General features: G+C 62.8%; 20 protein-coding genes and 1 tRNA gene. 11 read left to right on the top strand and 10 right to left on the bottom strand.

The genetic code is table 11. The features are described 5' to 3' along the window. The first annotated feature begins 204 nt into the window (after window positions 1–204). Window positions 205–1,737: an FAD-dependent oxidoreductase gene (locus ACWTU8_RS17530; protein WP_455849160.1), complete on the top strand. Its 1,533-nt coding sequence runs from the start codon at window positions 205–207 to the stop codon at window positions 1,735–1,737. A 37-nt stretch (window positions 1,738–1,774) separates the two neighbouring features. On the opposite strand, the gene ACWTU8_RS17525 is transcribed toward ACWTU8_RS17530, so the two are convergent. The 4 genes from ACWTU8_RS17525 to ACWTU8_RS17510 form a co-directional block, all read right to left on the bottom strand. Continuing rightward, window positions 1,775–2,545, bottom strand: coding sequence for a TIGR01458 family HAD-type hydrolase (locus ACWTU8_RS17525; protein ID WP_455849159.1), 771 nt, complete (start codon window positions 2,543–2,545; stop codon window positions 1,775–1,777). A gap of 101 nt (window positions 2,546–2,646) precedes the next feature. Continuing rightward, complete coding sequence (locus ACWTU8_RS17520) at window positions 2,647–3,600, bottom strand: dihydrodipicolinate synthase family protein (protein ID WP_455849158.1); 954 nt, start codon at window positions 3,598–3,600, stop codon at window positions 2,647–2,649. Next, window positions 3,590–4,576: a Gfo/Idh/MocA family protein gene (locus tag ACWTU8_RS17515; protein ID WP_455849157.1), complete on the bottom strand. Its 987-nt coding sequence runs from the start codon at window positions 4,574–4,576 to the stop codon at window positions 3,590–3,592. Before ACWTU8_RS17515 ends, ACWTU8_RS17520 begins: the two co-directional genes overlap by 11 nt. Window positions 4,577–4,581: 5 nt before the next feature. Further along, window positions 4,582–5,553: a Gfo/Idh/MocA family protein gene (locus ACWTU8_RS17510; RefSeq protein ID WP_455849156.1), complete on the bottom strand. Its 972-nt coding sequence runs from the start codon at window positions 5,551–5,553 to the stop codon at window positions 4,582–4,584. 146 nt (window positions 5,554–5,699) lie between these two features. Between ACWTU8_RS17510 and ACWTU8_RS17505 the strand changes: the two genes are divergently transcribed. The 7 genes from ACWTU8_RS17505 to ACWTU8_RS17475 all read left to right on the top strand — a co-directional run bounded on the left by ACWTU8_RS17505 (window position 5,700) and on the right by ACWTU8_RS17475 (window position 12,888). Beyond that, entirely contained in the window at window positions 5,700–6,413 is a 714-nt protein-coding gene (locus ACWTU8_RS17505) for a FadR/GntR family transcriptional regulator (protein ID WP_127209099.1), read from the top strand. Window positions 6,414–6,453: 40 nt separating this feature from the next. Then, window positions 6,454–8,034 (top strand): ABC transporter substrate-binding protein, encoded by a 1,581-nt coding sequence (locus ACWTU8_RS17500; protein ID WP_455849155.1) that lies wholly within the window; start codon window positions 6,454–6,456, stop codon window positions 8,032–8,034. Window positions 8,035–8,113: 79 nt separating this feature from the next. Next, window positions 8,114–9,073, top strand: a complete 960-nt coding sequence (locus tag ACWTU8_RS17495) for an ABC transporter permease (protein WP_455849154.1) — start codon at window positions 8,114–8,116, stop codon at window positions 9,071–9,073. Then, window positions 9,073–9,975, top strand: a complete 903-nt coding sequence (locus ACWTU8_RS17490; RefSeq protein ID WP_455849153.1) for an ABC transporter permease — start codon at window positions 9,073–9,075, stop codon at window positions 9,973–9,975. The genes ACWTU8_RS17495 and ACWTU8_RS17490 overlap by 1 nt, the downstream gene beginning before the upstream one ends. A 17-nt stretch (window positions 9,976–9,992) precedes the next feature. Continuing rightward, complete coding sequence (locus tag ACWTU8_RS17485) at window positions 9,993–10,910, top strand: dihydrodipicolinate synthase family protein (RefSeq protein ID WP_455849152.1); 918 nt, start codon at window positions 9,993–9,995, stop codon at window positions 10,908–10,910. A gap of 2 nt (window positions 10,911–10,912) precedes the next feature. Continuing rightward, window positions 10,913–11,920: an ABC transporter ATP-binding protein gene (locus ACWTU8_RS17480; RefSeq protein WP_455849151.1), complete on the top strand. Its 1,008-nt coding sequence runs from the start codon at window positions 10,913–10,915 to the stop codon at window positions 11,918–11,920. Between the two features lie 2 nt (window positions 11,921–11,922). After that, window positions 11,923–12,888: an ABC transporter ATP-binding protein gene (locus ACWTU8_RS17475; protein ID WP_455849150.1), complete on the top strand. Its 966-nt coding sequence runs from the start codon at window positions 11,923–11,925 to the stop codon at window positions 12,886–12,888. Window positions 12,889–12,920: 32 nt separating this feature from the next. Here the strand turns inward: ACWTU8_RS17475 and ACWTU8_RS17470 are convergent, their stop codons facing one another. From ACWTU8_RS17470 to ACWTU8_RS17460, 3 genes are all read right to left on the bottom strand, one after another. Continuing rightward, a complete protein-coding gene (locus tag ACWTU8_RS17470; RefSeq protein ID WP_455849606.1) occupies window positions 12,921–13,409 on the bottom strand; it encodes a nucleoside deaminase in 489 nt (162 codons plus the stop codon). A gap of 122 nt (window positions 13,410–13,531) precedes the next feature. After that, the gene (gene trxC / locus ACWTU8_RS17465) at window positions 13,532–13,981 is read right to left on the bottom strand and encodes a thioredoxin TrxC (protein ID WP_455849149.1); all 450 of its coding nucleotides are present in this window, start codon (window positions 13,979–13,981) and stop codon (window positions 13,532–13,534) included. 31 nt (window positions 13,982–14,012) lie between these two features. Beyond that, window positions 14,013–15,575: a bifunctional aminoglycoside phosphotransferase/ATP-binding protein gene (locus ACWTU8_RS17460; protein ID WP_455849148.1), complete on the bottom strand. Its 1,563-nt coding sequence runs from the start codon at window positions 15,573–15,575 to the stop codon at window positions 14,013–14,015. Between the two features lie 382 nt (window positions 15,576–15,957). On the opposite strand from ACWTU8_RS17460, the gene ACWTU8_RS17455 reads away from it, so the two are divergent. Further along, window positions 15,958–16,794 carry a universal stress protein gene (locus ACWTU8_RS17455; protein ID WP_455849147.1) on the top strand — a complete coding sequence of 279 codons (837 nt, stop codon included), beginning with the start codon at window positions 15,958–15,960 and terminating at the stop codon, window positions 16,792–16,794. A gap of 111 nt (window positions 16,795–16,905) precedes the next feature. On the opposite strand, the gene ACWTU8_RS17450 is transcribed toward ACWTU8_RS17455, so the two are convergent. Beyond that, window positions 16,906–16,982 (bottom strand) — tRNA-Pro (locus ACWTU8_RS17450). A gap of 203 nt (window positions 16,983–17,185) precedes the next feature. Between ACWTU8_RS17450 and ACWTU8_RS17445 the strand changes: the two genes are divergently transcribed. Next, window positions 17,186–18,706, top strand: coding sequence for a phosphomannomutase/phosphoglucomutase (locus ACWTU8_RS17445; protein WP_455849146.1), 1,521 nt, complete (start codon window positions 17,186–17,188; stop codon window positions 18,704–18,706). A gap of 117 nt (window positions 18,707–18,823) precedes the next feature. Here the strand turns inward: ACWTU8_RS17445 and ACWTU8_RS17440 are convergent, their stop codons facing one another. Continuing rightward, window positions 18,824–19,711, bottom strand: coding sequence for an NmrA/HSCARG family protein (locus ACWTU8_RS17440; protein WP_455849145.1), 888 nt, complete (start codon window positions 19,709–19,711; stop codon window positions 18,824–18,826). 99 nt (window positions 19,712–19,810) lie between these two features. Here ACWTU8_RS17440 and ACWTU8_RS17435 point away from each other — a divergent pair, with 99 nt between their 5' ends. Continuing rightward, window positions 19,811–20,722 carry a LysR family transcriptional regulator gene (locus ACWTU8_RS17435; protein WP_065010398.1) on the top strand — a complete coding sequence of 304 codons (912 nt, stop codon included), beginning with the start codon at window positions 19,811–19,813 and terminating at the stop codon, window positions 20,720–20,722. A 9-nt stretch (window positions 20,723–20,731) separates the two neighbouring features. On the opposite strand, the gene betB is transcribed toward ACWTU8_RS17435, so the two are convergent. Then, window positions 20,732–22,195: a betaine-aldehyde dehydrogenase gene (gene betB, locus ACWTU8_RS17430; RefSeq protein WP_455849144.1), complete on the bottom strand. Its 1,464-nt coding sequence runs from the start codon at window positions 22,193–22,195 to the stop codon at window positions 20,732–20,734. Between the last annotated feature and the right edge of the window lie 31 nt (window positions 22,196–22,226).

Here is a 22,226-nt window from a genome sequence, read left to right as displayed (position 1 = left end):
GCAGCGAATCCAAACGCAAGGAAATCGACGGCGCGTACTGCCCAACTGGCAACGAATGACGCGGCCGGACGTTGGGCACAAGCGGTGTCCGAGAACCTGAAGGCGCGCTAGCCTGGAAGATGGTATTCCGAGCTGGTGACCTGAAGATTTCCCGCGCTCGGCCGTACAGGCTATTTTGTCCGGATCGCGCCAGGGGAGAAGAAAATGGCTGAGGGCCATACCAAACCAAACGGGCCGGATCTGGTCGAGGGCATCGCGCTATCCGACCTTCCCGATGGTGGAAAGCTCCTCGGCCATTGCCGCGATGAGCAGGTGCTGCTGGTGCGCCGCGGGGCGGAGGTCTTCGCCATAGGGGCGACATGCACACATTATGGCGGGCCGCTCGCCGACGGTCTTGTGGTGGAAGACACCGTCCGGTGTCCCTGGCATCACGCGTGCTTCGATTTGCGTACAGGCGAGGCCTTGCGCCCCCCTGCTTTTAATCCACTCGCTTGCTGGTCGGTGGAACAACGCGATGATCGGATATTCGTCGGAGAAAAGCGCAAACGGACGGCACCGAAGCAGCGCAATGGAAGCTCCGGCCAGGTTCCGCAGAAAATCGTCATTGTCGGTGGCGGCGCGGCCGGTTTCGCGGCGGCAGAGAAACTGCGGCGCGAACACTATCAGGGCAGCATTGTCATGCTCAGCAACGACGAAACGCCGCCCGTTGATCGGCCCAATCTTTCCAAGGACTACCTCGCCGGCAAAGCACCGGAGGATTGGATCCCGCTCCGCGGAGAAAGCTTCTACTCAAGAAACGATATTGACCTGCGCCTCAATGCGAACGTCGCCAGCATCGATGCACGTTCTGGCGAAGTTGTACTCGCGGACGGGGCCCGGACTCCTTACGATAGGCTACTCCTTGCGACCGGAGCCGAACCGGTTCGCCTGACCATACCCGGCGCCAACCTGCCACACGTTCACACGCTGCGCTCGTTCGCAGATTGCAAGGCGATCATCGAGCGAGCCACGACCGCGCGCCGCGCCGTCGTGCTTGGCGCCAGTTTCATTGGCCTAGAAGTTGCCGCGGCCCTGCGCTCGCGCGATATCGAAGTTCATGTCGTGGCGCCGGAAAAACGGCCTATGGAACGCGTCCTGGGTCCGCAAATGGGCGACTTCATCCGCGCCATCCATGAGGAGAATGGTGTCGTATTCCATCTCGAGGACACCGCAAGTAGCATCGACGGCAGCAGGGTGAAACTCAGCAGTGGCGATACGTTGGCGGCGGATTTCGTCGTCGCCGGCATCGGCGTGCGACCGCGGACAGGGCTTGCCGAAACGGCGGGGCTCATCCTTGACCGCGGTGTCGTCGTGAACGCCTTTTTGGAGACGAGCGCACCAGGGATCTTCGCGGCCGGCGACATTGCGCGGTGGCCAGATCCGCACAGTGGCGAGAACATTCGGGTCGAGCATTGGGTGGTCGCAGAGAGGCAGGGGCGAACCGCGGCCCTCAACATGCTCGGCCATCGCGAGAAATTCGTCGCCGTGCCGTTCTTCTGGAGCCAGCATTACGACGTTCCCATCAACTACGTCGGCCATGCCGCGCAATGGGACGAGATCGAGGTCGATGGAGACATCATTGCCAAGGATTGCCTGCTCCGCTTCAAGCACAAAGGGCGCACGCTGGCTGTCGCTTCGATCTTCCGCGACATCGAAAGTCTAGGGGCCGAGGTGCAAATGGAGCGCCGGATGACCTAGCAAGGCGGGCGCTGTACGGCCGGTTCAGCCCGCGCAATCAGTCTCGGCGCGCAATGATCCAATCGGTTGCCGCCGCGAGATCGGCCACGGTTGCGGTCGGGCGCGGATCAAACCGTTTCTCATCGCCCTGCCGGTATTTGCCTGTCCGCACCAGCAATGCAGCCGAAAGTCCGGCGCGCAGGGCGCCAGCTATATCGGCCTCGGCGTCGTCGCCAACCATGATCGCCTGATCCGGCGGACAGCCCATGCTTGCCAGCGCCGACAGAAAGAATGCCGGCGAGGGCTTGCCGAGAACGGTTGCGCGTTTCAGGGAGGCAAATTCCAATGCCGCGACGAATGGCCCTGCATCGAGGCTGAGCCCGCCGTCAGCATCTCGAAACGTCCGGTTGGTGGCAAGGGCCAGCAATTCGGCCCCCGCGCTCAGCTCGCGGAACGCGTCATTCAACGCCGCATATGTGAAGGCGTCTCCGGCATCGCCGACGATGACGGCGCGCTTGTCGCGATCCGGCAGTTCGTCAAACTCCGGCGCAAGGCCAGGGTGAACCAACAAGTGTGGCGCATAGCCATTGCGAAGCAGCCATTCGCGAGCAGCGTGCGCCGGCGTGAAAACATCTGCCTTGGTAACGGTGAGTCCCATTGCCTCCAGACGTTCGAGAACCCCCTGTTTCGACGAGCGCGTGGTATTGCTTACGAAGCGTATGGCCAACCCGGCCTGGCGCAAACGCGCGAGGGCGTCGATCCCGCCTGGTATTGCGGTCTCGCTATCGTAGATGACGCCTGCGAGGTCCAGCAGTACACCCCTTGTCATCGGTCCAGCATGACCACGAGTCCGCCATGCGTCAAATCCGGAACAAGGCCATGGTTGTTCCTTTTGGATCAGGCGGGCAGGCGCATTCGATTAACCGACGGTCACTGCCACCATTCGGGGAAGGCCGTGCGGGCAGCTTCGGCCAGCGTCGCGATCTCCCCGTCGGGAACCGAGCTGTAGGGCCAGAGCAGTCGCGGGCCAAGCGGCGCCCAGCCGCCGGCCGCCGCCATCGCTTTGTCGAGTGCCGCATCGCTGACATTGTAGCGAGCGCGAAAAGGCAGAACGTGGGTGGCGAGAAAGGCCTGGATGCGCTTCTCGACCTCAGCAGCGGCTGCCGCGTCGGTGCGGATCATACGCCACCACATCACCGCGCCCTTCGGGCTGAGGCAGGCAATGTTCGAATAGCTGCCGTGGGCGCCATGGGCAAATCCCGTCGCCAGCATATGGCCGGGCACGAAGACCGAAAATCCCGGCAGTTCGCGGTGCATGTCGGCGTACCAACTGGTCCCGCCGCCCGGCAGCTTGGCGCCGACCAGCGACGGCACGGCTGCGCGCAGCCTGGCGATACCTTCGAGCGTCAGGCGCCGCTTGGCGTGCGGCGGATTGTAAAGCACCAGTGGCATGTCAGGCGCAGTCTCGCCAAGACCGCCGACGAAACGCATGACCTCGCCGTCGCTCGGCGGCCACCAGTCGGGCAAGGTGAATTGCACTGCCGCCGGGCGAAGCGCCGACATCCGCATCAGCCGCTCGCGCGCGACGCGCGGATTGGACTGGCTGATGCCGATCTGGAAAGGCAGGCGCGCGCGGCCGGCTATCGTGGCCACCAGGTCGCAAAGCCGGTCGAACTCGGGCTCGGTCTGGCAGTGGAATTCGCAGGCGGTGCCGTTGGAATAGATGCCGTCGGCTCCCGATGCGCAGAGCCGCGCGATCGTCTCTGCCGTCGCCTCCCAATCGATCGCTCCGCGATCGTCGATGGCCAGCATCACTGCACCCCAGACACCGCGCGGCGCATGTGCGGGCAAGTGGGTCAGGTGGTCGTCCGGTTCAGCGCGCACCGGCGATCTCGTGCTCGCGCCGAGTCTCGTTCGAGGCAAAGGCGGCTTCGATGATGCCGATGATCTTGCGCCCATAGGCGCCGGAGATTGGCACCGAACTGTCGTCCGCAATGGCATCGCGCATCGCCGTCCATTCGCGGACCAGCGCGTTGTGCATCCAGTTCGGCTCGAACGAGCCGGGCAGGTCGGTCCAGACCGTATCGCGCCCCAGAATCGTGCCGCGGTCCATGTCGATGCGCAGCGTTCCCTGCTCGCAGACCAGGTCCATGGCGTAGGTGGTCGCGCCATTGCGGTAGCCAACGCTCTGCACCTGGCCGAGCCCGCCGCCGGCGAAGCGGAGTCCGAGCATGGCGGTGTCATCGGCTTGCTGTTCATGGAACTTGGCGCCAAGCATGGCGCTCACCGAAACGACATCGTCATCCATCAGCCAGACCAGGCGGTCGAGCGCATGAATACCGGCCGTCAACAGCATGCCGCCGCCGGTTGCTTTGCGCAGATGCCAGTCGCGGCGATTGTGCTCCATCCAGAGCTTGATGATCCAGCTCGATCCGATGAGAGGCCGGCCGAGCGCTCCTTCCTCCAGCATCTGCCTGGCTGCCATGCAGGGCAGGGCGAAATGCATGAGATGGGCGACCATCAGCTTGACGCCACCGGCGGCCACGGCGGCATTGATCGCATCGCAGGCCGCTGCCGTCGGCGCCATCGGCTTTTCGAGCATGATGTGCTTGCCGGCCTCTGCTGCGCCGATCGCCATCTCGGCATGGAGGTGGTGAGGGCTGGCGATGAGGACAGCGTCGACATCCTTGTCATCCAGCAGCTTGCGCCAATCGGTGTAGCCGCGACCACCATGTTCGCCGGTGAAGCCGGCCAGGGCATCGTTATTCCCGCGGCACGATGCGACGAGCTGCAGGCCGTGCACTTCTTTGATTGCCCTTGCATGGGCCGCACCGAAATCGCCCGCTCCGATAATGCCCATCCCAGTCATCGTCCTGCCTTTTCATACGCGGCGTCGATAAGCGACATCGCCGCAATATAGTCATCGATTGAAGTCGCCGGCGGCGCCTTTCGGGCCAGCCGGTCGAGCGTGTCGCCCATGCACAGGCGGTAGCGCGTCGCCGGCAATTCGATCGGCAAGTCAACGATAGCGCCATCGTCGAGCGTCGCACAGATGGCGCGGTCGCCATAGTCAATGAGGGTGGCATTCTCACTGAAGATGCGCCATTCGAAATCGCCGCCGGGGCGCATCGACGCGAACGTGTATCCTGCCTCGACGACGAACAAGGCTCCGGCAGCATCTTCCAGCATAAGCAGCGCATGGTCCTCGACCGCGGCGCGATGAATGCGGTTCTCGATCGAAACGGCTTTCAGCTGAAGTCCGCCGGTTGCCAGGCTGAGCGCGGCGTCGACGCCGTGTATGCCGAGGTTCCTCAGCGCGCCACCGCCACCGATCGCCGGATCCACGACCCAGGCGACACCTTCGGCCGCATAGCGCTGCGGCGGGCCATTGACCAGCCGGAACTGGCAATGCGCAACCGCACCGGCACGGCCTTGCCGGCGCAGCCGTTCAAAGGCAGTGTCGGCCGGTCCAAAGCGGTTGGGCAGGGGAACGCTGACAAAGGCCTGGTGCTGCCTCGCCAGGTCTCGCAGCGCGGTCAACGCTCCGGTGCTGCTCGCCGCCGGCTTCTCCAGGATCAGCGGTATGCCAGCTTCGATGACAGCCCGCGCCCGCGCCGGTACGGTCGAAGGATGTCCCATCAGCAGGATCACGTCCGGCGGGCTGGAGAGGATTTTCGCAAAATCCGCAATGAACGGCAGATGATGACGCGTCGCGAAGGCGCGCGCATGCTCCGCGTCCTCATCCCAAATGGCGGCTATTTCGGCGTCACATGAGTGTGCAGCGTCGAGATGCATTTCGGCGTGCCAATGGCTTGAGCCGGCCAGGACAATCTTCATTTCAGTGGTGTATCCTCCTGCTTGCAGGATATCCTACAAGTCGCTATGCTACAAGCATCGACCGCTTTGCGGCGCGCCATCGGCGCAATTGCGGCGGCGCTTGGAGCAAAATGTCGGAACCCAAATCGATCTCGGAACCCAAATCCATGTCGGAACCCAAGTCGATCGAACCGCTGACCCGACCGCCGCTGCTTCACGTCAGCGTGCAGGAGAGCCTCAGGAACTATATCCAGAGCAACAAGCTCAAGGCAGGCGATCCCTTGCCTCCGGAGACCTTCCTGGCGCAGCGGCTCGGCGTCGGCCGCAACTCGGTGCGGGAAGCGATCAAAGCGCTGGAGTCGATCGGTATTTTGGAGACGCGTCGCGGCATCGGCGTGTTCGTCAAGGAATTCTCGTTCAAGCCTTTGCTGGATAATTTGGCATATGGCCTGCAGGATTCGTTGCGCGACGTGGAGGAGCTGCGCGAGATCCGCCGCGTCCTTGAAACCGGCCTCATCGCCAAGACCATCGAGATGATCAGCGCCGAAGACATCACGGCGCTGCGCCAGCTGACCGAAAGCATGCGGCGGCGCGCCGAGCGCCAGGAGAGCTTTGCCGAAGAGGACCAGCAATTCCACCAGCTGCTGTTCCGCTGCCAGAACAATCACATGCTGAGCGCGCTGATCGACATTTTTTGGGTGGCGTTCAACAAGGCCTCGAATTTCACCAGCCTCGACAATCCGACACCGCTGGCGACATGGCGCGACCATCACGAGATCGTCGAGGCCGTCGCCGCCAAGGATGTCGACCGGGCGCGTCAGCGCCTCGACGACCACTACAGGGGGATTCAGCAAGTCATCGCCAAAAACCGAACCACCTGACCCAACGCCGAACTACCTGACAATGCCAAGGGAGGAAACCATGCGCATCAAGACTATCGCTCGTCATCTGGCCATCACCGGACTGCTGCTCGGCGGCGTGGCCACCAGCGTCCAGGCGCAGGGCGCCAAGACCATAACCGGGGGCTTCGACGTCGGCCCCGGCGGCTTTCCCAAGAATTTCAACCCGCTGGCTGCGACCGGCGGCTTTACCTGGCTCAGCACCTATTTTGAACCGCTGGTGATCTACAACGCCGAACTGACCGAACTCGAAGGCGATCTGGCCAAGGACTACACGGTCGGCGACGACCAACTGACCTATACGTTCAACCTTGTCCAAGAGACCTGGCACGACGGCAAGCCGTTCACATCCAAGGATGTCAAGTTTACGCTTGAACTAGCAAGGAACAAAGCCTCCGGCAGCTTGTTTGCAGCGCGTCTCGGCGACATCGCGTCGGTCGACGCGCCGGACGATCGCACCGTGCTCGTCAAATTGTCGAAGCCCAACGGCTCCTTTCTGTCCATTCTCTCGCAGGTGATGATCCTGCCGGAGCATGCTCTGGCCGGGATGCCGCCAGAAACGCTGGCCACAAGCACCTGGTGGTCCACCACGCCGGTCGGCACCGGCCCCTTCAAATTCAATCGCTATGTCAGCGATCAATATGTCGAGCTGGCCGCGGATGACGACTATCGCAGCGGCAAGCCGAAGGTCGATGTGCTCATCAACCGGTATTTCGAAAGCCCGGCGGCGGCCGTTGCCGCGCTGCGCGCCGGCGAAATCCAGTTCACCTATGTCGAGCCCGACGACGCGGTATCCTTCAAGAGCGACAGCAATTTCAAGGTGATCGAGGGCGCTTCTTATGTGGTCAACTACATCGGCCTCAACCAGAAGGTCGAGCTCTTTAGGGATGTTCGCGTCCGCCAGGCGATCATGTACGCGATCGATCGCAATGCCATCATCGAGAGCCTCTATGGCGGCGCGGCCAAACCGGCCAACTGCGGCTACGTCGCGCCGCATCTGCTCCCCGAAGGCCTCGAACCCTATGCGTACGATCCGGCAAAGGCCAAGGCTCTGCTTGCCGAGGCGGGCTGGGACAAGATCAACGGCGACAAACCCATCACCTTGCTGACCTATTACGGCTCGCCGCAAGCGGCCAATGTGATGGCCGCCATCCAGTCGATGCTGGCTGAGGTCGGGATCAATGTGGTGCCGCGTGTCGTCGATACGCCGACCTATAACGGCATCGTCTACAAGGAAGGCACGCCGGACTGGAACGCATTTGCGATGGTCTATGCCGGCCTGCAGAACGGTCCGAATCCGGCTGGCATCAGCCCTGGTCTCAACAAGTCCCAGATTCCGCCGGCAGGCTTCAACACCATGCGCATCGAGTTCGACGATCTGAGCGCTGCATTGGACGCTGCGCTCGGCCAGACCGATCCGGCCAAGATCGATAAATCGTGGCAGGAAGTCTGCAAGGTGATGAACAAGGATCTGCCCTGGGCGACATTATGGGTGGCCAACCGCTATGGCGTCGCCTCCAACAAGCTGCGTGACTTCGTCTGGACGCCGGCGCCGGCCGGCGGTCCTTATGCGGCTCACCCGGAACGCTGGGATATCCAGTAAAAGCGCTTGGCGGGCCAGGCCCGCCTTTGCAAGGAGCCGGCCTGATGCCGGCTCCTCTCATCATCACCACGGACCGCCAATGCTGAGTTTCATTGCCCGCCGCAGCGCTACAGGACTGTTGATGCTGGTCGCCTTGAGCGTCCTCATCTTCATTCTTCTGCGACTGGCGCCCGGCGATCCGATCGACGCGTATATCAACCCGTCCAGCCCGATGTCTGCTTCCGACCTCGAAGTCCTGCGCGACCGGCTTGGGCTCGACCAGCCGCTTCCCGTGCAATACCTCGCCTGGCTTCGCGCAGCACTCAGCGGCGACTTCGGCTATTCGATCCAACGCAGCGGCGTTGCCGTGCTGCCCCTGGTCATGGAGCGCATCGGCCCAACCGCGCTGTTGATGGGTACGGGCCTGGCCATCGCCATCGTGCTCGGCATTTCCGCCGGCATTTTCTCCGCCGTCCGCCGTAACGCGCTGCCCGACATCATCCTGTCGGTGGTTGCTTTCGTCGGCATCTCCAGCCCGGCTTTTCTGACGGCACTTCTCGGGCTGTACTTTTTCTCGGTGCTGCTGCGCTGGGCGCCATCAGGCGGCATGCAGACCGCCGGCGCACCTTTTTCCGTATCGGACGTACTCGCGCACCTCGTCCTGCCCGCCTGCCTGCTGTCCATTGGACACGCCGCGCTGATCATGCGCTACATGCGCGCGTCGCTGCTGGAAGTGCTCAACCAGGATTATGTGCGAACCGCGCGTGCCAAGGGAGTGCGCGAATTCTGGGTGATCATCAAGCACGCGACGCGCAATGCGCTTTTGCCTGTTATCACCCTGATCGGCTCGACGGTCGGCATCGCGATCGGCGGCGCCATCTTCCTCGAAAGCGTGTTCAACTGGCCGGGTATGGGGCTGCTGCTGGTCAACGCGGTAGGCACGAGGGATTACCCGGTGATCATGGGCGCCACTCTGGTGATCGGCATCTGCGTCATTGTGGTCAATCTCCTGACCGACATCGTCTATGCCGTCGTCGACCCGCGCATTCAGGTGTCGTGATGACGATCACCGCGCCAGATCCGACCGTCGACCCGACAGCCGTGCCGCAAACCAAAGGACCGCTCCGCCGCGCGCTCGACCGTTTCTTTGAGAATCGTGCGGCCCGCGCCGGTCTGCTTATCGTCGTCCCCATCCTGCTGGTGGTTTCGACCTATCATTTATGGTGGCCGTTCAGCCCCAATGCCATCGATCTCAGGGCGATCAACAAGGGACCGTCCGCCATTCATTGGCTAGGCAGCGACGGCGTCGGCCGCGACGTCATGGCCCGGCTGATGCAAGGCGGCCGGATCTCGCTGCTGGTCGCCGTCTGCTCCGTCGCCATCTCGATCGTCATCGGCTTCCTCGTCGGCGCCGTCGCCAGCTTCGGCGGGCGTCTTGTCGACGGCACGGTGATGCGCTTCGTCGACCTCGCAATGACGCTGCCGCCGGTGATCTTCCTGCTTGTGCTCGCTTCGATAGCCGGCACTGGCATTGCGCCGACCATCCTGGTGATCTCGCTGCTCTCCTGGCCGGTGCTGTCGCGCATGGTGCGCGCCCGGCTGCTCGAGCTGCGCGAGCGTGACTTCGTCGTCGCCGCCCGCGGCATGGGGGCGGGGCTGCCGCATCTCCTGTTCCGTCACGGCCTGCCCAACTGCATCGATATTCTTGTCGTCTACGCCACGCTGCAGATCGCCAACGCCATTCTGCTCGAAGCCGGTCTCTCCTTTCTCGGCCTCGGCATCGCGCCGCCCGAAGCCAGCTGGGGCAACATGCTCAATCTCGCCCGCTCCACCGTGGTGCTCGAACAATATCCCTGGCAATGGATGTTTCCCGGCGCCGTGCTTGTGCTCACCGTCCTGGCCATCAACTTCATCGGCGATGGCCTGCGCGATGCATTCGACCCTCGTTCCGATATCAACTGACCCAAAGGTTTTCAAAAATGCCCCTGTTTACTGGTGTCGTGCCACCCGTCGTCACCCCGCTCAATGCCGATTTCAGTGTCGATTTCCCGTCGTTCACCCGGACGATCGAAAACCTGCTCGACGGCGGCGTACACGGGCTGTTCGTGCTCGGCTCGACCAGCGAGGTGGTCTTCCATGACGAGCCCGGCCGCAGGGCCATCATCGAGCACGCGGTCAGCGTCAACAACGGCCGCGTTCCGATCTTCGCCGGGGTCATCGACCCGACAACCGATCGTGTCATCAACCACGCCCGGATCGCCAGATCGGCCGGCGCTGACGCCGTCGTCGTCACCGCGCCGTTTTATGCCCGCACCAGCCAGCCCGAGATCGGCGACCACTTCCGCTATATCAAGGACGCGGTCGACATTCCCATCATCGCCTACGACATTCCGGTCTGCGTGCATGTCAAGCTGGAGCGTAAGACCACCGTTGCCCTTGCTAGCGAGGGCGCTATCGCCGGCATCAAGGATTCCAGCGGCGATGACGGCAACCTGCGTTATGTGCTCAAGGATATGGCCGACGATCCGAATTTCTTCGGCATGACCGGATCCGAGATCCTGGTCGACAGCGTGCTTGCCATGGGCGCGCATGGTGTCGTGCCGGGCCTCGCCAATGTCGACCCGCACGGCTACGTCAAGCTGTGGAACCTGGTGCAGGCGGGTCAGCACGCCGAAGCCCGCCTGGAGCAGGAGCGGCTGTTGAAGCTGTTCGAGATCGTCTGGATCTCGCTCGGCAGGACAAGCGCCGGCTCGGCCGGCGTCGGCGCCTTCAAGACCGCGATGAAGAGCCTCGGCATCATCGCCTCCAACACCATGGCGCGGCCGCAACGCAGCTTGAACGAGGAGGAAACCGCAAAGGTCGAAATTGTCCTTCGCGACGTCGGGTTGCTGCGCTGACCGTGGACGCCCCGATTCTCTCGATTTCCGGTCTGCGGGCGGTGTTCCGTATCGCCGGACGCGACATCGCGGCCGTGCAGGACGTCGATCTGGTGATAGGTTCGGGTGAGACGGTCGCGCTCGTCGGCGAGTCCGGATCGGGCAAGTCCGTCACCAGCCTGTCGATCATCGGCCTGCTGCCGAAGAAGATCGGACACATCGCCGAGGGATCGATCGCGCTGCGGCGCAGGGATGGCACAGTCACCGAGCTGACCGGCCTCGATCCTGAGTCGCTGCGCAAGGTGCGCGGCAACGATATCGGCATGGTCTTTCAGGAGCCGATGACCAGCCTCAATCCGGTCTACACCATCGGCGAACAGATCGCCGAGCCGATCCGAATCCATCTCGGCAAGTCACATCGTGATGCGGCCGCCGACGCCGTGCGGCTGCTGGCTCAGGTCGGCATTCCCGATCCCGATCGGCGGGCGCGGCAATACCCGCATGAGCTGTCGGGAGGAATGCGCCAGCGCGCCACCATCGCCATGGCCTTGTCCTGCAATCCGACCTTGCTGATCGCAGACGAGCCGACCACCGCGCTGGACGTCACCATCCAGGCCCAGATTCTCGACCTGCTGGCCGAGCTGCAGGCGCAACGCGGCATGGGCATTCTGTTCGTCACGCACAATCTCGGCGTCGTTGCCGAGATCGCCGACCGGGTCGCGGTGATGTATGCCGGGCGCATCGTGGAATCGGGTCCGGTGAGCGAGGTGTTCACCCGTCCGCGTCATCCCTACACCGCGGGGCTGATGCGTTCGGTGCCACGGCTTGGCCAGGCCACCACGCTGAAGGCAGCAGGAACGCCGCTTCCGACCATCGCCGGCAATGTTCCGTCGCTGGCCTTGCTGCCTAAGGGCTGCTCCTTCGCGCCGCGTTGCGCCATGGCTGTCGACGCCTGCCGCGCCGCGGTGCCGCCATTGTTCGCGGCGACGTCGACCCAGCACAGCCGTTGTTTGCGTTGGAAGGATCTCTGACGATGAATGCCCCCTTCCTTTCGGTCAGGAATCTGACCAAGCATTTTGCGCCGACGGCGTTCTCGCGCGGTCCCGCCGTCAGGGCGCTGGAAGATATTTCCTTCGATATTGCGCGCGGCCAGGTGGTCGGCCTCGTCGGTGAATCCGGATCGGGCAAGACCACGATCGGCCGCTCGGTGCTGCGTCTCATCGAGCCGACATCCGGCGAAATAAGCTTTGACGGCATCGATATCACCAAGCTGAGCGCCGGGCCGCTGGCTCGCCAGCGCCGAAAGATGCAGTATATTTTCCAGGATCCGTTCGCCAGCCTGTCGCCGCGCATGACCATCGGCCAGATCCTGACCGAAGGCCTCGATATTCAGAGCATCGGCAACAGGCGCGAGCGGCGGGCGAGGGCGGAGAAGGCACTTGCTGCGGTCGAGTTGCCAGTCGATGCCTATGATCGCTACGCCCACGAATTTTCGGGCGGGCAGCGTCAGCGCATCGGCATCGCACGGGCGATTACGCTCGAACCCGAATTCATCGTCGCCGACGAGCCGGTCTCTGCCCTCGATGTCTCCATTCAGGCGCAAATCATAAATCTTCTGCGCGACCTGCAGGTCCGGCTCGGTCTGACCATGCTGTTCATTTCGCATGACCTGGCCGTCGTCGAATATATCTGCGACACGGTGATCGTTCTCTATCTCGGCCGCATCATGGAAGTTGCGCCGGCGGCCGCGCTCTATGCGCGGCCGCAGCACCCCTATACGCGCGCGCTGCTCTCGGCCATTCCATCGCTCGACCCACTGGTCAAGCAAGGCCGGCAGGTGCTGAAGGGCGACATTCCAAGCCCCGCAAATCCGCCAACCGGGTGTGTTTTCCGAACCCGTTGCCCGGTTGCCCTGGACGCTTGTGCTGGCATTGTCCCACCGCTGCGGGCAACGTCCGATGGCCATCTGAAGGCCTGCATTCGCGACGACATCGCCTAGCACTCACTCGTTTGCCGCGCGCGGCAATTGAGCTACTTGTCTTTCCAGAAATCGGCCTGGAGTTGCGCCGCTTCATCGGCAAGCAGCGGGCCGACGACTTCAGTCGGACGCTGCCCAGCTTCGAAAACGACCGTGCAGGGCAGGTCGAGTGTGGGATTCTCGACGTGTGCACCCGTCAGTGCCTTCAGGTCATGCTCAGCCAGCCCGAACACGACGCGTCCGATACCCGCCCAATAGATTGTCCCGGAGCACATCGCGCAAGGTTCGGCCGAAGTGTAGAGTGTGCAGGAGGCCAGCTTTTCGAGACTGAAATTCATCCCCGCCCACGAGGCCAGCAGCCTTTCGGCATGAGCGGTGCGGTCGCCCCCTCCGGATTTGTAACCGTTGAGTTGCTCGCGCAACACATTGCCGTCTTTGTCAGCGAGGAGCGAACCAAAGGGATGTTCGCCAGCATCGCGGGCCTTGCGCGCGACTTCGAACGCCTGACGGAGCAGGCGCTCATCATAGGGGCGTTGTGGCATCGGCAGATCCTCCGGCAGTGCCCTTTGATCATAGTGCCGGACAATCCGGCGACTCAAGTCATATGGCTTTCTGCGCTCGCTTGCTGATGCCGCCACGGCGATCATCGACAGCGTGCCGACTTTCAGGCCGCGGCCGTCGGCAGGTGATCGCGAATCCACCTGACGATCTGCCCCGCCGTCATGGCGCCGGATGTGCGCGCAACTTCCTGGCCGCCATTGAAGAGGATCATGGTCGGGATGCTGCGAATGCCGAGCCTGGCTGAAACGGCCTGCTCATTGTCGGAATTGAGCTTGATCAGGCGAACGTGGGGCTCCAGTTCGTTTGCTGCTGCTTCATAGGCCGGCGCCATCATCTTGCAGGGGCCGCACCACGGTGCCCAGATGTCGACGACAACGGGGAGACTGCTTCGGTTGACCTGGCGATCGAAGCTCTGTGCGTCGACGTCTGCCGGGTGACCCGAGAACAGTTTAGAGCCGCACTTTCCGCATTTCGCGTCCCCGGCATCCCGTCCCGGCGGCAGGCGATTGACCCCGCCGCACTTGCCGCAAACCACCAGTTTTTCCTGCGTCATGCCCATTCACCCATCTTTATGCGCGTCGCCGTCACGATGCTGTCTTGAGTGCAGTACCCAGCGCAGGAGCGGCCGCGTCCGAAACGCGCGCCAGCTCTGCTGCGATATCGGCGAGCTTTCGATCGGCGTCGACCTTGCGCCAGGTGGACGGGGTGGCATTTCGCTGCAATTGCCGTGAAAGGATATCGATGGTGGCGTCGGAAGGACCACCCCGGCGCTCGCTTACTCGTCGCCAAAGAACAAGCGGATCCGCTTCCAGCCAGAATCCGGCGAAAGCAACGTCTCCGCCATTTGCCGCCTTCTCGATGCGGTTGCGATCAGTCGGCCTGTCGAACACGGCATCGGCGATCACCGAACCGCCTTCGGAAAGAATCAAGCCGGCGCGCCATGCCATTTCGCGGTAGACGCGGTCGGACACCTCCGGTCGATAAGCCCTGTCCGGCAGCTTCGTCTCAGCCGGCACCCCGTGCATCGCTTTGCGGATGCGGTCGCTTTCGACAATGCGCGCGCCGGGCGGCGCGCCGACATGCGCGGCGAGTGCCTCGGCAACGGCCGTCTTGCCGGAACCACTCAAGCCGCCGATAGCGATCAGCCGAGGAGGCCTTGCCTGGAGAAGTGTTCGGGCAAGCTCGAAATAGGATCTCGCCTCGGCAATCAGCCCGCCGGAATCGGCACTGCCCTCCTCGATCTGGGTTGCGGTGACGTGCGCGCGCACTGCGGCCCGCACTGCCATGAAAAACGGCAGGAGAATGAAGCCGTCCTCGTCGTTTGCCTCGTCGAGGTAGCGGTTCATCACCAGGTTGGCGAGTTCCGGAAAGCCGCGATGCCAGAGGTCCATCAGCAGGAAGGCCAGATCGTAGAGCACATCGATGCTGGCGATCTGGTCATTGAATTCGATGCAATCGAAGAGGCGGGGCTCTCCGTCGAAGAGACAGATGTTGCGCAGATGCAGATCGCCGTGGCATCGCCGGATCTTGCCTGCCGCTTCCCGCCGGTCGAGCAGTTCGCGATGACGGGCAAGGGCGGTGCTGAAAATCCCGGTGAATGCGTTGATCTCGGCTTCGTCGAAAACATGGCTGGTGGCAAAGCCGGCTTCGTTGATGGCGAGCACGCCTGCCAGGTTCGAGGATCCGCTGCCCTTGTGGACCTCCGGCGCGCCGCGATGATAGCGCACGATCATGCGCGCGACCGCCGTCATCAGCGCAGGCGTCAGTTCGCCACCGACTGCCATTCGATCGAGCAGCTTCGACTGGTCGAAGCGGACCATTTCGATCGTCGCATCGACCAGTTCGCCGCTCCCGTCGAAGGCGAGCTTGCCGTCGGCCTCTCGCGTGACGCGCCGCACACCCAGATAGAGGCCGGGCGCGGTCTTGGAGTTAAGCTCCACCTCCTTCTCGCAAGCGGCGAGCCGCAGCACCGGGGTCGAGAAGTCGACATAGGGCAGCTTTACAGCTCGCTTGATCTTGTAGGCGCGCTGGCCAACCAGGAAGATACGCGAGATATGGGTTTCGATCGCCTCGACCCGCCCAGTCTCGCCATATGCGGCAGGGTCCATCAACATCGCGACCACGGATTCCTGATCTTCGACGATCATCGGATGCCTCTTTGTTTGTATCCACTCTGGAATCCGACGGACGCGGTCGCTGAAATTCCGCGCCATCGGGCCCTTCCTGCTGCAGCGTGTGGATATAACCAGCCAAGTCACGGATGCGTTCCCTAGTGCGACTTCTCCGGCGTTCGGCCGGATTTGTTGGCGTCCTTCGGAAGACATTGGCGGCCCCACAACGGCATATCGCGATCGCCATGTTCCGGCACGACGTAGCGGCCTGAAGCCTGTTAGCGTCCGGCAGGTGGGCATGTTGATTCGGATCAAAATGATGCGCGGCGACGTTCTTGTCTCAGCGCTAGGAACGCGCCGAGCCGTCTCGCTGTTGTTGCAACGACGATTGGACTTTGAGGCAAGATCGGGAGCAGCCATGGCTTTCAGGACGATACTTACCGTTACGGGGCCGGACAAGGGCGACGACGATCTCAGGCTCGCCGCCGACCTGTGCAATGAAATCGGTGCCCATCTTGCGGTTCTGGTCGTTGCCGTAGCTGCGCCGCCACCGGTCGGAGAGTATGCCGCAGTCGTTTCGGAAGGCTGGCTCGAGGAGCGTCAGGCCGACGAGAATCTGTTGAAGAAGCGATCCGCCGCCGTGTCGGCTTTTCTCGCCGGCAGGGTGCTTTCGGCCGATGTCTCCAACGAATATCCGGAAGCCGGCTGGGCCGACGACACCATTGGTCGCCGTGCCCGCTACGCCGACATTACGGTTATTGGACCGGAGTTGCTTGCCAATGAAACGCTGAAAAGCAAAGCGATCGAAGGCGCGTTGTTTTCTTCAGGAAAGCCCTTGCTGCTCATCCCCGAGGGGTCGCGGCCGACACTGAAGCCGAAACGCGTGCTGATTGCATGGGACGCTCGTCTGGAGTCATCGCGTGCCGTCCGCGAATCTCTCAACATGCTGCCAGGTGCCGAAGAGGTGCGCCTTGTCATGGTCGATCCGGTGGAGGACCAATACCGCCACGGGGCCGAACCCGGAGCCGACGCCGCTGCCTGTCTCGCGCGGCATGGCGTGAATGTCACGGTCGACCGGCTGCCCAGCTTGGATCATTCAGTCGCCGACGTGCTTCGCAGGCACGCGGTCGACATCGCCGCCGATCTGATGGTGATGGGCGCCTATGGTCATTCCCGGTTGCGCGAGCGCATCTTCGGCGGCGTCACCATCTCGATGCTTGAAGACCCGTCGATGCCGATCCTTATGGCGCGTTAGCCGCCGGCCAATACGGCAAGGTCAAGCCCGAAAACGCGCAGAAGGTTTGGGCTTGCGAGTGAGTTTCAGGTAGGAGGCGGCTTCGGGAAAAAACTAAGTGCTTGTTTTTTCTGGTCGGAGTGGCAGGATTTGAACCTGCGACCCCATCGTCCCGAACGATGTGCGCTACCAGGCTGCGCTACACTCCGTGACCAGACCGCGGGCTTATAGCCGCCGCACTTCGTTCCTGCAAGCGCCAATGGCAGCGCTTCTGCCGCATTTCTTCCGCTTTCGCCTTACGTCATACAAGTTTCAGTTTCCCCGGGGATAAACACGGCTTAAGGGCTCGTGCTATAGGCATCGGCCACCTGCGTTGAAACCACTCTGATTCCAGCCGCTTGGAGGTGCTGTCTTGCCCCTGAAGATCGTTAGCGAAGCCCGTCCCAACACCTTCGAGTTTGAAACCTCGGCGCTGATCAAGGCGTCCGGCTTTCGTGAGTATGATGCGCGCTGGTGGTTCGGCCATCCTGGCTCGGCGGAGCCGCCTGAGCTTAACCTGATCGGTGTCCAGGCGCTGGGCATGGGGCTCGGCACGCTGATCCGGCGCCTGGGCGCCGGCCCGGACATCGTGACCGGTCATGATTTCCGCTCCTATTCGCTTGCGATCAAGCTGGCGCTGGTTTCCGGGCTGATGGCCGCCGGCGCGCGAGTTAAGGATATCGGGCTGGCGCTGTCGCCGATGGCCTATTTCGCCCAGTTCGCGCTCGATACGCCGTCCGTCGCCATGGTCACCGCTTCTCACAACGAAAACGGCTGGAGCGGCGTCAAGATGGGGGCGGCGCGCCCCTTGACCTTCGGTCCGGAGGAAATGAGCGCATTGAAGACGATCGTCCTTGCCGGCGACTTCGACCTTGTCGGCGACGGCTCCTATGACTTCGTTGCGGATTTCCGCAAAACCTATTTGGACGACCTGACCCGGGACAAGCGCATAGCGAGAAAGCTCAAGGTGGTCGCCGCCTGCGGCAACGGCACCGCCGGCGCCTTTGCACCTGAAGCGCTGGAACGGATCGGCTGCGAGGTGATTCCGCTCGATGTCGAGCTCGATCATACGTTTCCGAACTATAATCCAAATCCCGAAGACATGAAGATGCTGCACGCCATCCGCGACAAGGTGCTGGAAACGGGAGCCGACGTCGGGCTTGGCTTCGACGGCGATGGCGACCGCTGCGGCGTGGTCGACAATGAAGGCAACGAGATCTTCGCCGACAAGGTCGGCGTCATGCTCGCCCGCGACATCGCGCGACTGCATCCCGGCTCGACCTTCGTCGTCGACGTCAAGTCGACCGGATTGTTCAACACCGACGCCGCCCTGCGTGCCGATGGCGCCGTCACCGACTATTGGAAGACCGGCCACTCCTATATAAAACGGCGCGTGGCCGAGCTCGGCGCCATCGCCGGGTTCGAGAAATCCGGTCATTTCTTCTTCAATCCGCCGATCGGGCGCGGCTATGACGATGGTCTCATCACGGCTATCGCCATCTGCCAGATGCTGGATCGCAGCCCGACCAGCAGCATGGCCGATCTCTATCGCGCCCTGCCGCTGACCTTCGGCACGCCGACCATGTCGCCGCACTGCGCCGACGAGCTGAAATACGGCGTGGTCGAGCGAGTCGTTTCCGACTTTCAGGCAATGAAGCAGGATGGCACTGTCTTCGCCGGCCAGAAGATCGCCGATCTGATCACCGTCAATGGCATTCGCGTCGTTGCCGAGGACGGCACCTGGGGCCTGGTACGGGCGTCGTCGAACAAGCCGGAGCTGGTCGTGGTGGTGGAGAGCCCGGTGTCTTCCGAGCGGCGCCGGCAGATGTTCGAAGGCGTCGATGCGGTGCTGCGCCGCAGCCCTGAGGTCGGCGCCTACAACCAGACGTTCTAGGTTCTCTCATTTCATCGCGGCGCGAGAAAGGCCACGATGGGGAAGCGGATCACGGGTTTCCGGTTGCAGCTGGTCCGCTCCCCCAGGTTTTCATCGGCCGATGATCTCTACAGGAACTCAGGCAGCGGAATAAGCCCGCTCAAGGGCACGCCAGTCGAACTCCCGCGCCCAGTCGGCAAAACTGTGCCAGCGGACCTCCGGGAAATCTCGGTGTAAAGCCGCGATATCGACGTCATAGCCGACGCGGTCGAACCACTCGAACATCAGCGCCGTATCTTCGCTTTGTTGGCGGGCCACCGCGATTGGAATTGCCTGATAGTTGATCGGGCGGCCGATGGACTCCGAAAGGATCTTGGCCTGGTCTTCGCCGGACAATTCGCTCCCGGCGAAATCGAAGCGCTTGCCGAACACGCGCTCGCGCCGCTCGACCAGGGCGGCAACGAAGGCTCCGATATCGGCAAGTGCGACCAGCTGGAGGACACGTTTGGCAGGCATCGCAAAGGCATGCGTGCCTTGGATGAGCGTGCCGATCGACCACGGCGCGACGATATTCTCCATGAAGGCAACCGGCGCGCTGATCGTGTAGGGGATGCCGAGCCCGGCGACATGTTGCTCGACAAGATATTTGCTCTCGAAATGCGGAATGCCGGTGTTCTTGTCGGCGTCGGCAACGGATGAATAGATCAAATGCCCGACGCCGGCAGCCTTCGCCGCGTCGGCGGCAAGGATCCCCTGGCGGGTTTCCTGTGCTATGCCAGCCTCGTAGCCGTTGCCCATCAGGAACATGGTATCGACGTCTTTTGCTGCCTTCACAACGGAGGCCGTATCGCCAAGATCGCTGGCCACGATCTCGACGCCTGCCGACGCCAATTGCCGCGCAGCATCGCTGTCCGGCCTGCGCGTTAGTGCCTTGACGCGGTGCCCACTCGACAGCAAGGCACGCGCAACTGCGCCGCCTTGCTGGCCTGTGGCACCGGTCACCAGAACGCTTCGTTTGGTGGTCATGTGTTTGCTCCTTCTTTTTCCGATGGAGCAAAATTAGGGTTTGTCACATTGATGCATAATTGCCTACAATTGGAAAACTTTGTGCCATGCAAGGATACAATGCTCGATCTTAATGATATCGTGGTGTTCGCTCGCGTCGTCGAAGCTGGCAGCTTCACCGCTGCTGCGCGGCTGCTTGCCATGCCCAAGACGACAGTCAGTCGACGCGTTGCCGCGCTCGAGCGTGAGGTTGGGGTTCGCCTGCTGCAGCGCACGACGCGCAGCCTCAACGTGACGGATGCCGGGCGTCTCTATTACGAGCAGAGCAGCCAGGCCCTGCGGACGATCGAGGAAGCAAATCTGCGCCTCGCGGAAGCGAGGGCGGAGCCATCGGGCACAATTCGCATCTCGGCGCCCGTTGGCTTCGGGGGTCATTTCCTCACAGCTGCTGTGGTCGACTTTCTGGCAATGTATCCGAAGACCAAAGTCGAACTTCGCCTGACTGACGACAAGCTCAACCTGGTCGAGGACGGCATAGACCTCGCTTTCCGCACCGGGGTTCTTCAGGATTCGACGCTGATCGCCCGCAAGCTCGGCTCCACGCACAGGCTGCTCTGCGCCAGCCCGGACTATCTCGCAAGGCGCGGGATGCCGGAATGCCTGGCGGATCTCGCACACCACCAGTGCGTCATCGCAGGCCCTTCGACCTCGGGCACCCATTGGGTGCTGGACGGGCCACACGGTCAGGAAACGGTCACGGTGGCCGGGCGCTTCGCCGCTAATGAAATGCAGGCGGTCGTTGCGGCCACGCTCGCAGGCTTCGGCATCGCCCAATTGCCGCACAGCATCGCCGAGCCCCTCATCAACGGAGGGCGGCTGAGCCGCGTTCTCCGGGACTACACGACGCCGGTCGGCGGGCTGCATGTTCTATATCCGAGCAGCCGGCATCTTTCGCCCCTCGTCAAGGCATTCATCGTGCTTGCATCCGACCGGATTTCCAGTCGGGCAAATACAGCGGCTGACCAGCAGTAGCCGCGAGCCTCAGTACGGGCTCGCCACATCGCCGATCTCGACATAGACCGACTTCAGCTGCGAATAGAGCGCCAGCGCCGCCAGCGAATTTTCGCGGCCGATACCGGACTGCTTGAAGCCGCCGAACGGGATTTCGACGGGGGTCAGATTGTAGGCGTTGATCCAGCAGGTGCCGGCCTGCAGCTCGGCGATGACGCGGTAGGCGCGTCGCAAGTCGCGCGTGAACACGCCGGCGGCAAGGCCGAATTCGGTGTCGTTGGCGCGATCGATCACCTCGTCCTCATCGTCGAATTTCAGCACGCTCATCACAGGCCCGAAAATCTCCTCGCGGGCGATGCGCATCGTGTCGCTGACGCCGGTGAAGACCGTCGGCTCGACGAAGAAGCCGCCTTGGAAACCCTGCAGCGAGGGCACGTTGCCGCCGCAGGCGAGCACGGCGCCATCCTGCTTGCCGGCTTCGATATAGCCGATGACCTTTTCGTGCTGGTCCTTGGAGACAAGCGGCCCCATCTGCGTCTCCTGGTCGAGCGGATCACCGATACGGATCTTCTTGGTCCGCTCGACTAGCCGTTCGACGAAACGGTCGTGGATACCCTTCTGCACGAAGACCCGCGTGCCGTTGGAGCAGATCTGGCCGGTCGAATAGAAATTGCCGAGCATGGCGCCGCCAATGGCGTTTTCGAGATCGGCGTCGTCGAAGACGATCAGCGGCGACTTGCCGCCGAGCTCCATGGTGGCATGCTTCATCTTCGAGCCGGCGAGCGACAGCACCTTGCGGCCGGTCGGCACCGAACCGGTCACCGAGACCTTGGCGACGACATCGTGCCCGACGAGGCCGGCGCCGACATCGCCGTAGCCTTGCACGACATTGAACAGCCCGTCGGGCAGCCCAGCTTCGGTATAGATTTCGGCGAGCGCCAGCGCCGACAGCGGCGTGTTCTCCGACGGCTTGAACACCATGGCGTTGCCCATAGCGAGCGCGGGTGCCGATTTCCAGCCGGCGATCTGGATCGGGTAGTTCCAGGCGCCGATACCGACGCAGACGCCGAGGGCCTCGCGCCTTGTATAGGCAAAGGGTCCGCCGAGATCGAAGGACTCGCCATTATAAGCAGCGACCGCGCCGCCGAAATATTCGAGGCAGTCGGCTGCCGATGGCGCATCCGCCACCAGCGTCTCCTGGATTGCCTTACCGGTATCCAGCGTCTCGATGCGCGCCAGGTCGGCGTTGCGCGCACGCAATATGTCGGCAGCGCGGCGCAGGATGCGCCCGCGCTCGACCGGCTTCAGCCGCGCCCAGGCCGGTTGTGCTGCACGCGCGGCTTCGATCGCGAGTTCCAGCACGTTCGGCGTCGCCGAACGCAGCATCGCGATGGTCTCGCCGGTTGCCGGATAGATCACCGGCAGCGGCGCACCTTGCTCGTCGTCGATGTAGCGTCCGTTGACATAGTGCGATGCCTTTGGCTGGGCGCGCATGGGAGCTTCTCCAAATTGTCTTTCGCCGGGG

It is taken from the genome of Mesorhizobium sp. BHbdii, from assembly GCF_053848045.1.
This window is presented reverse-complemented; position numbering and strand designations above follow the sequence as displayed.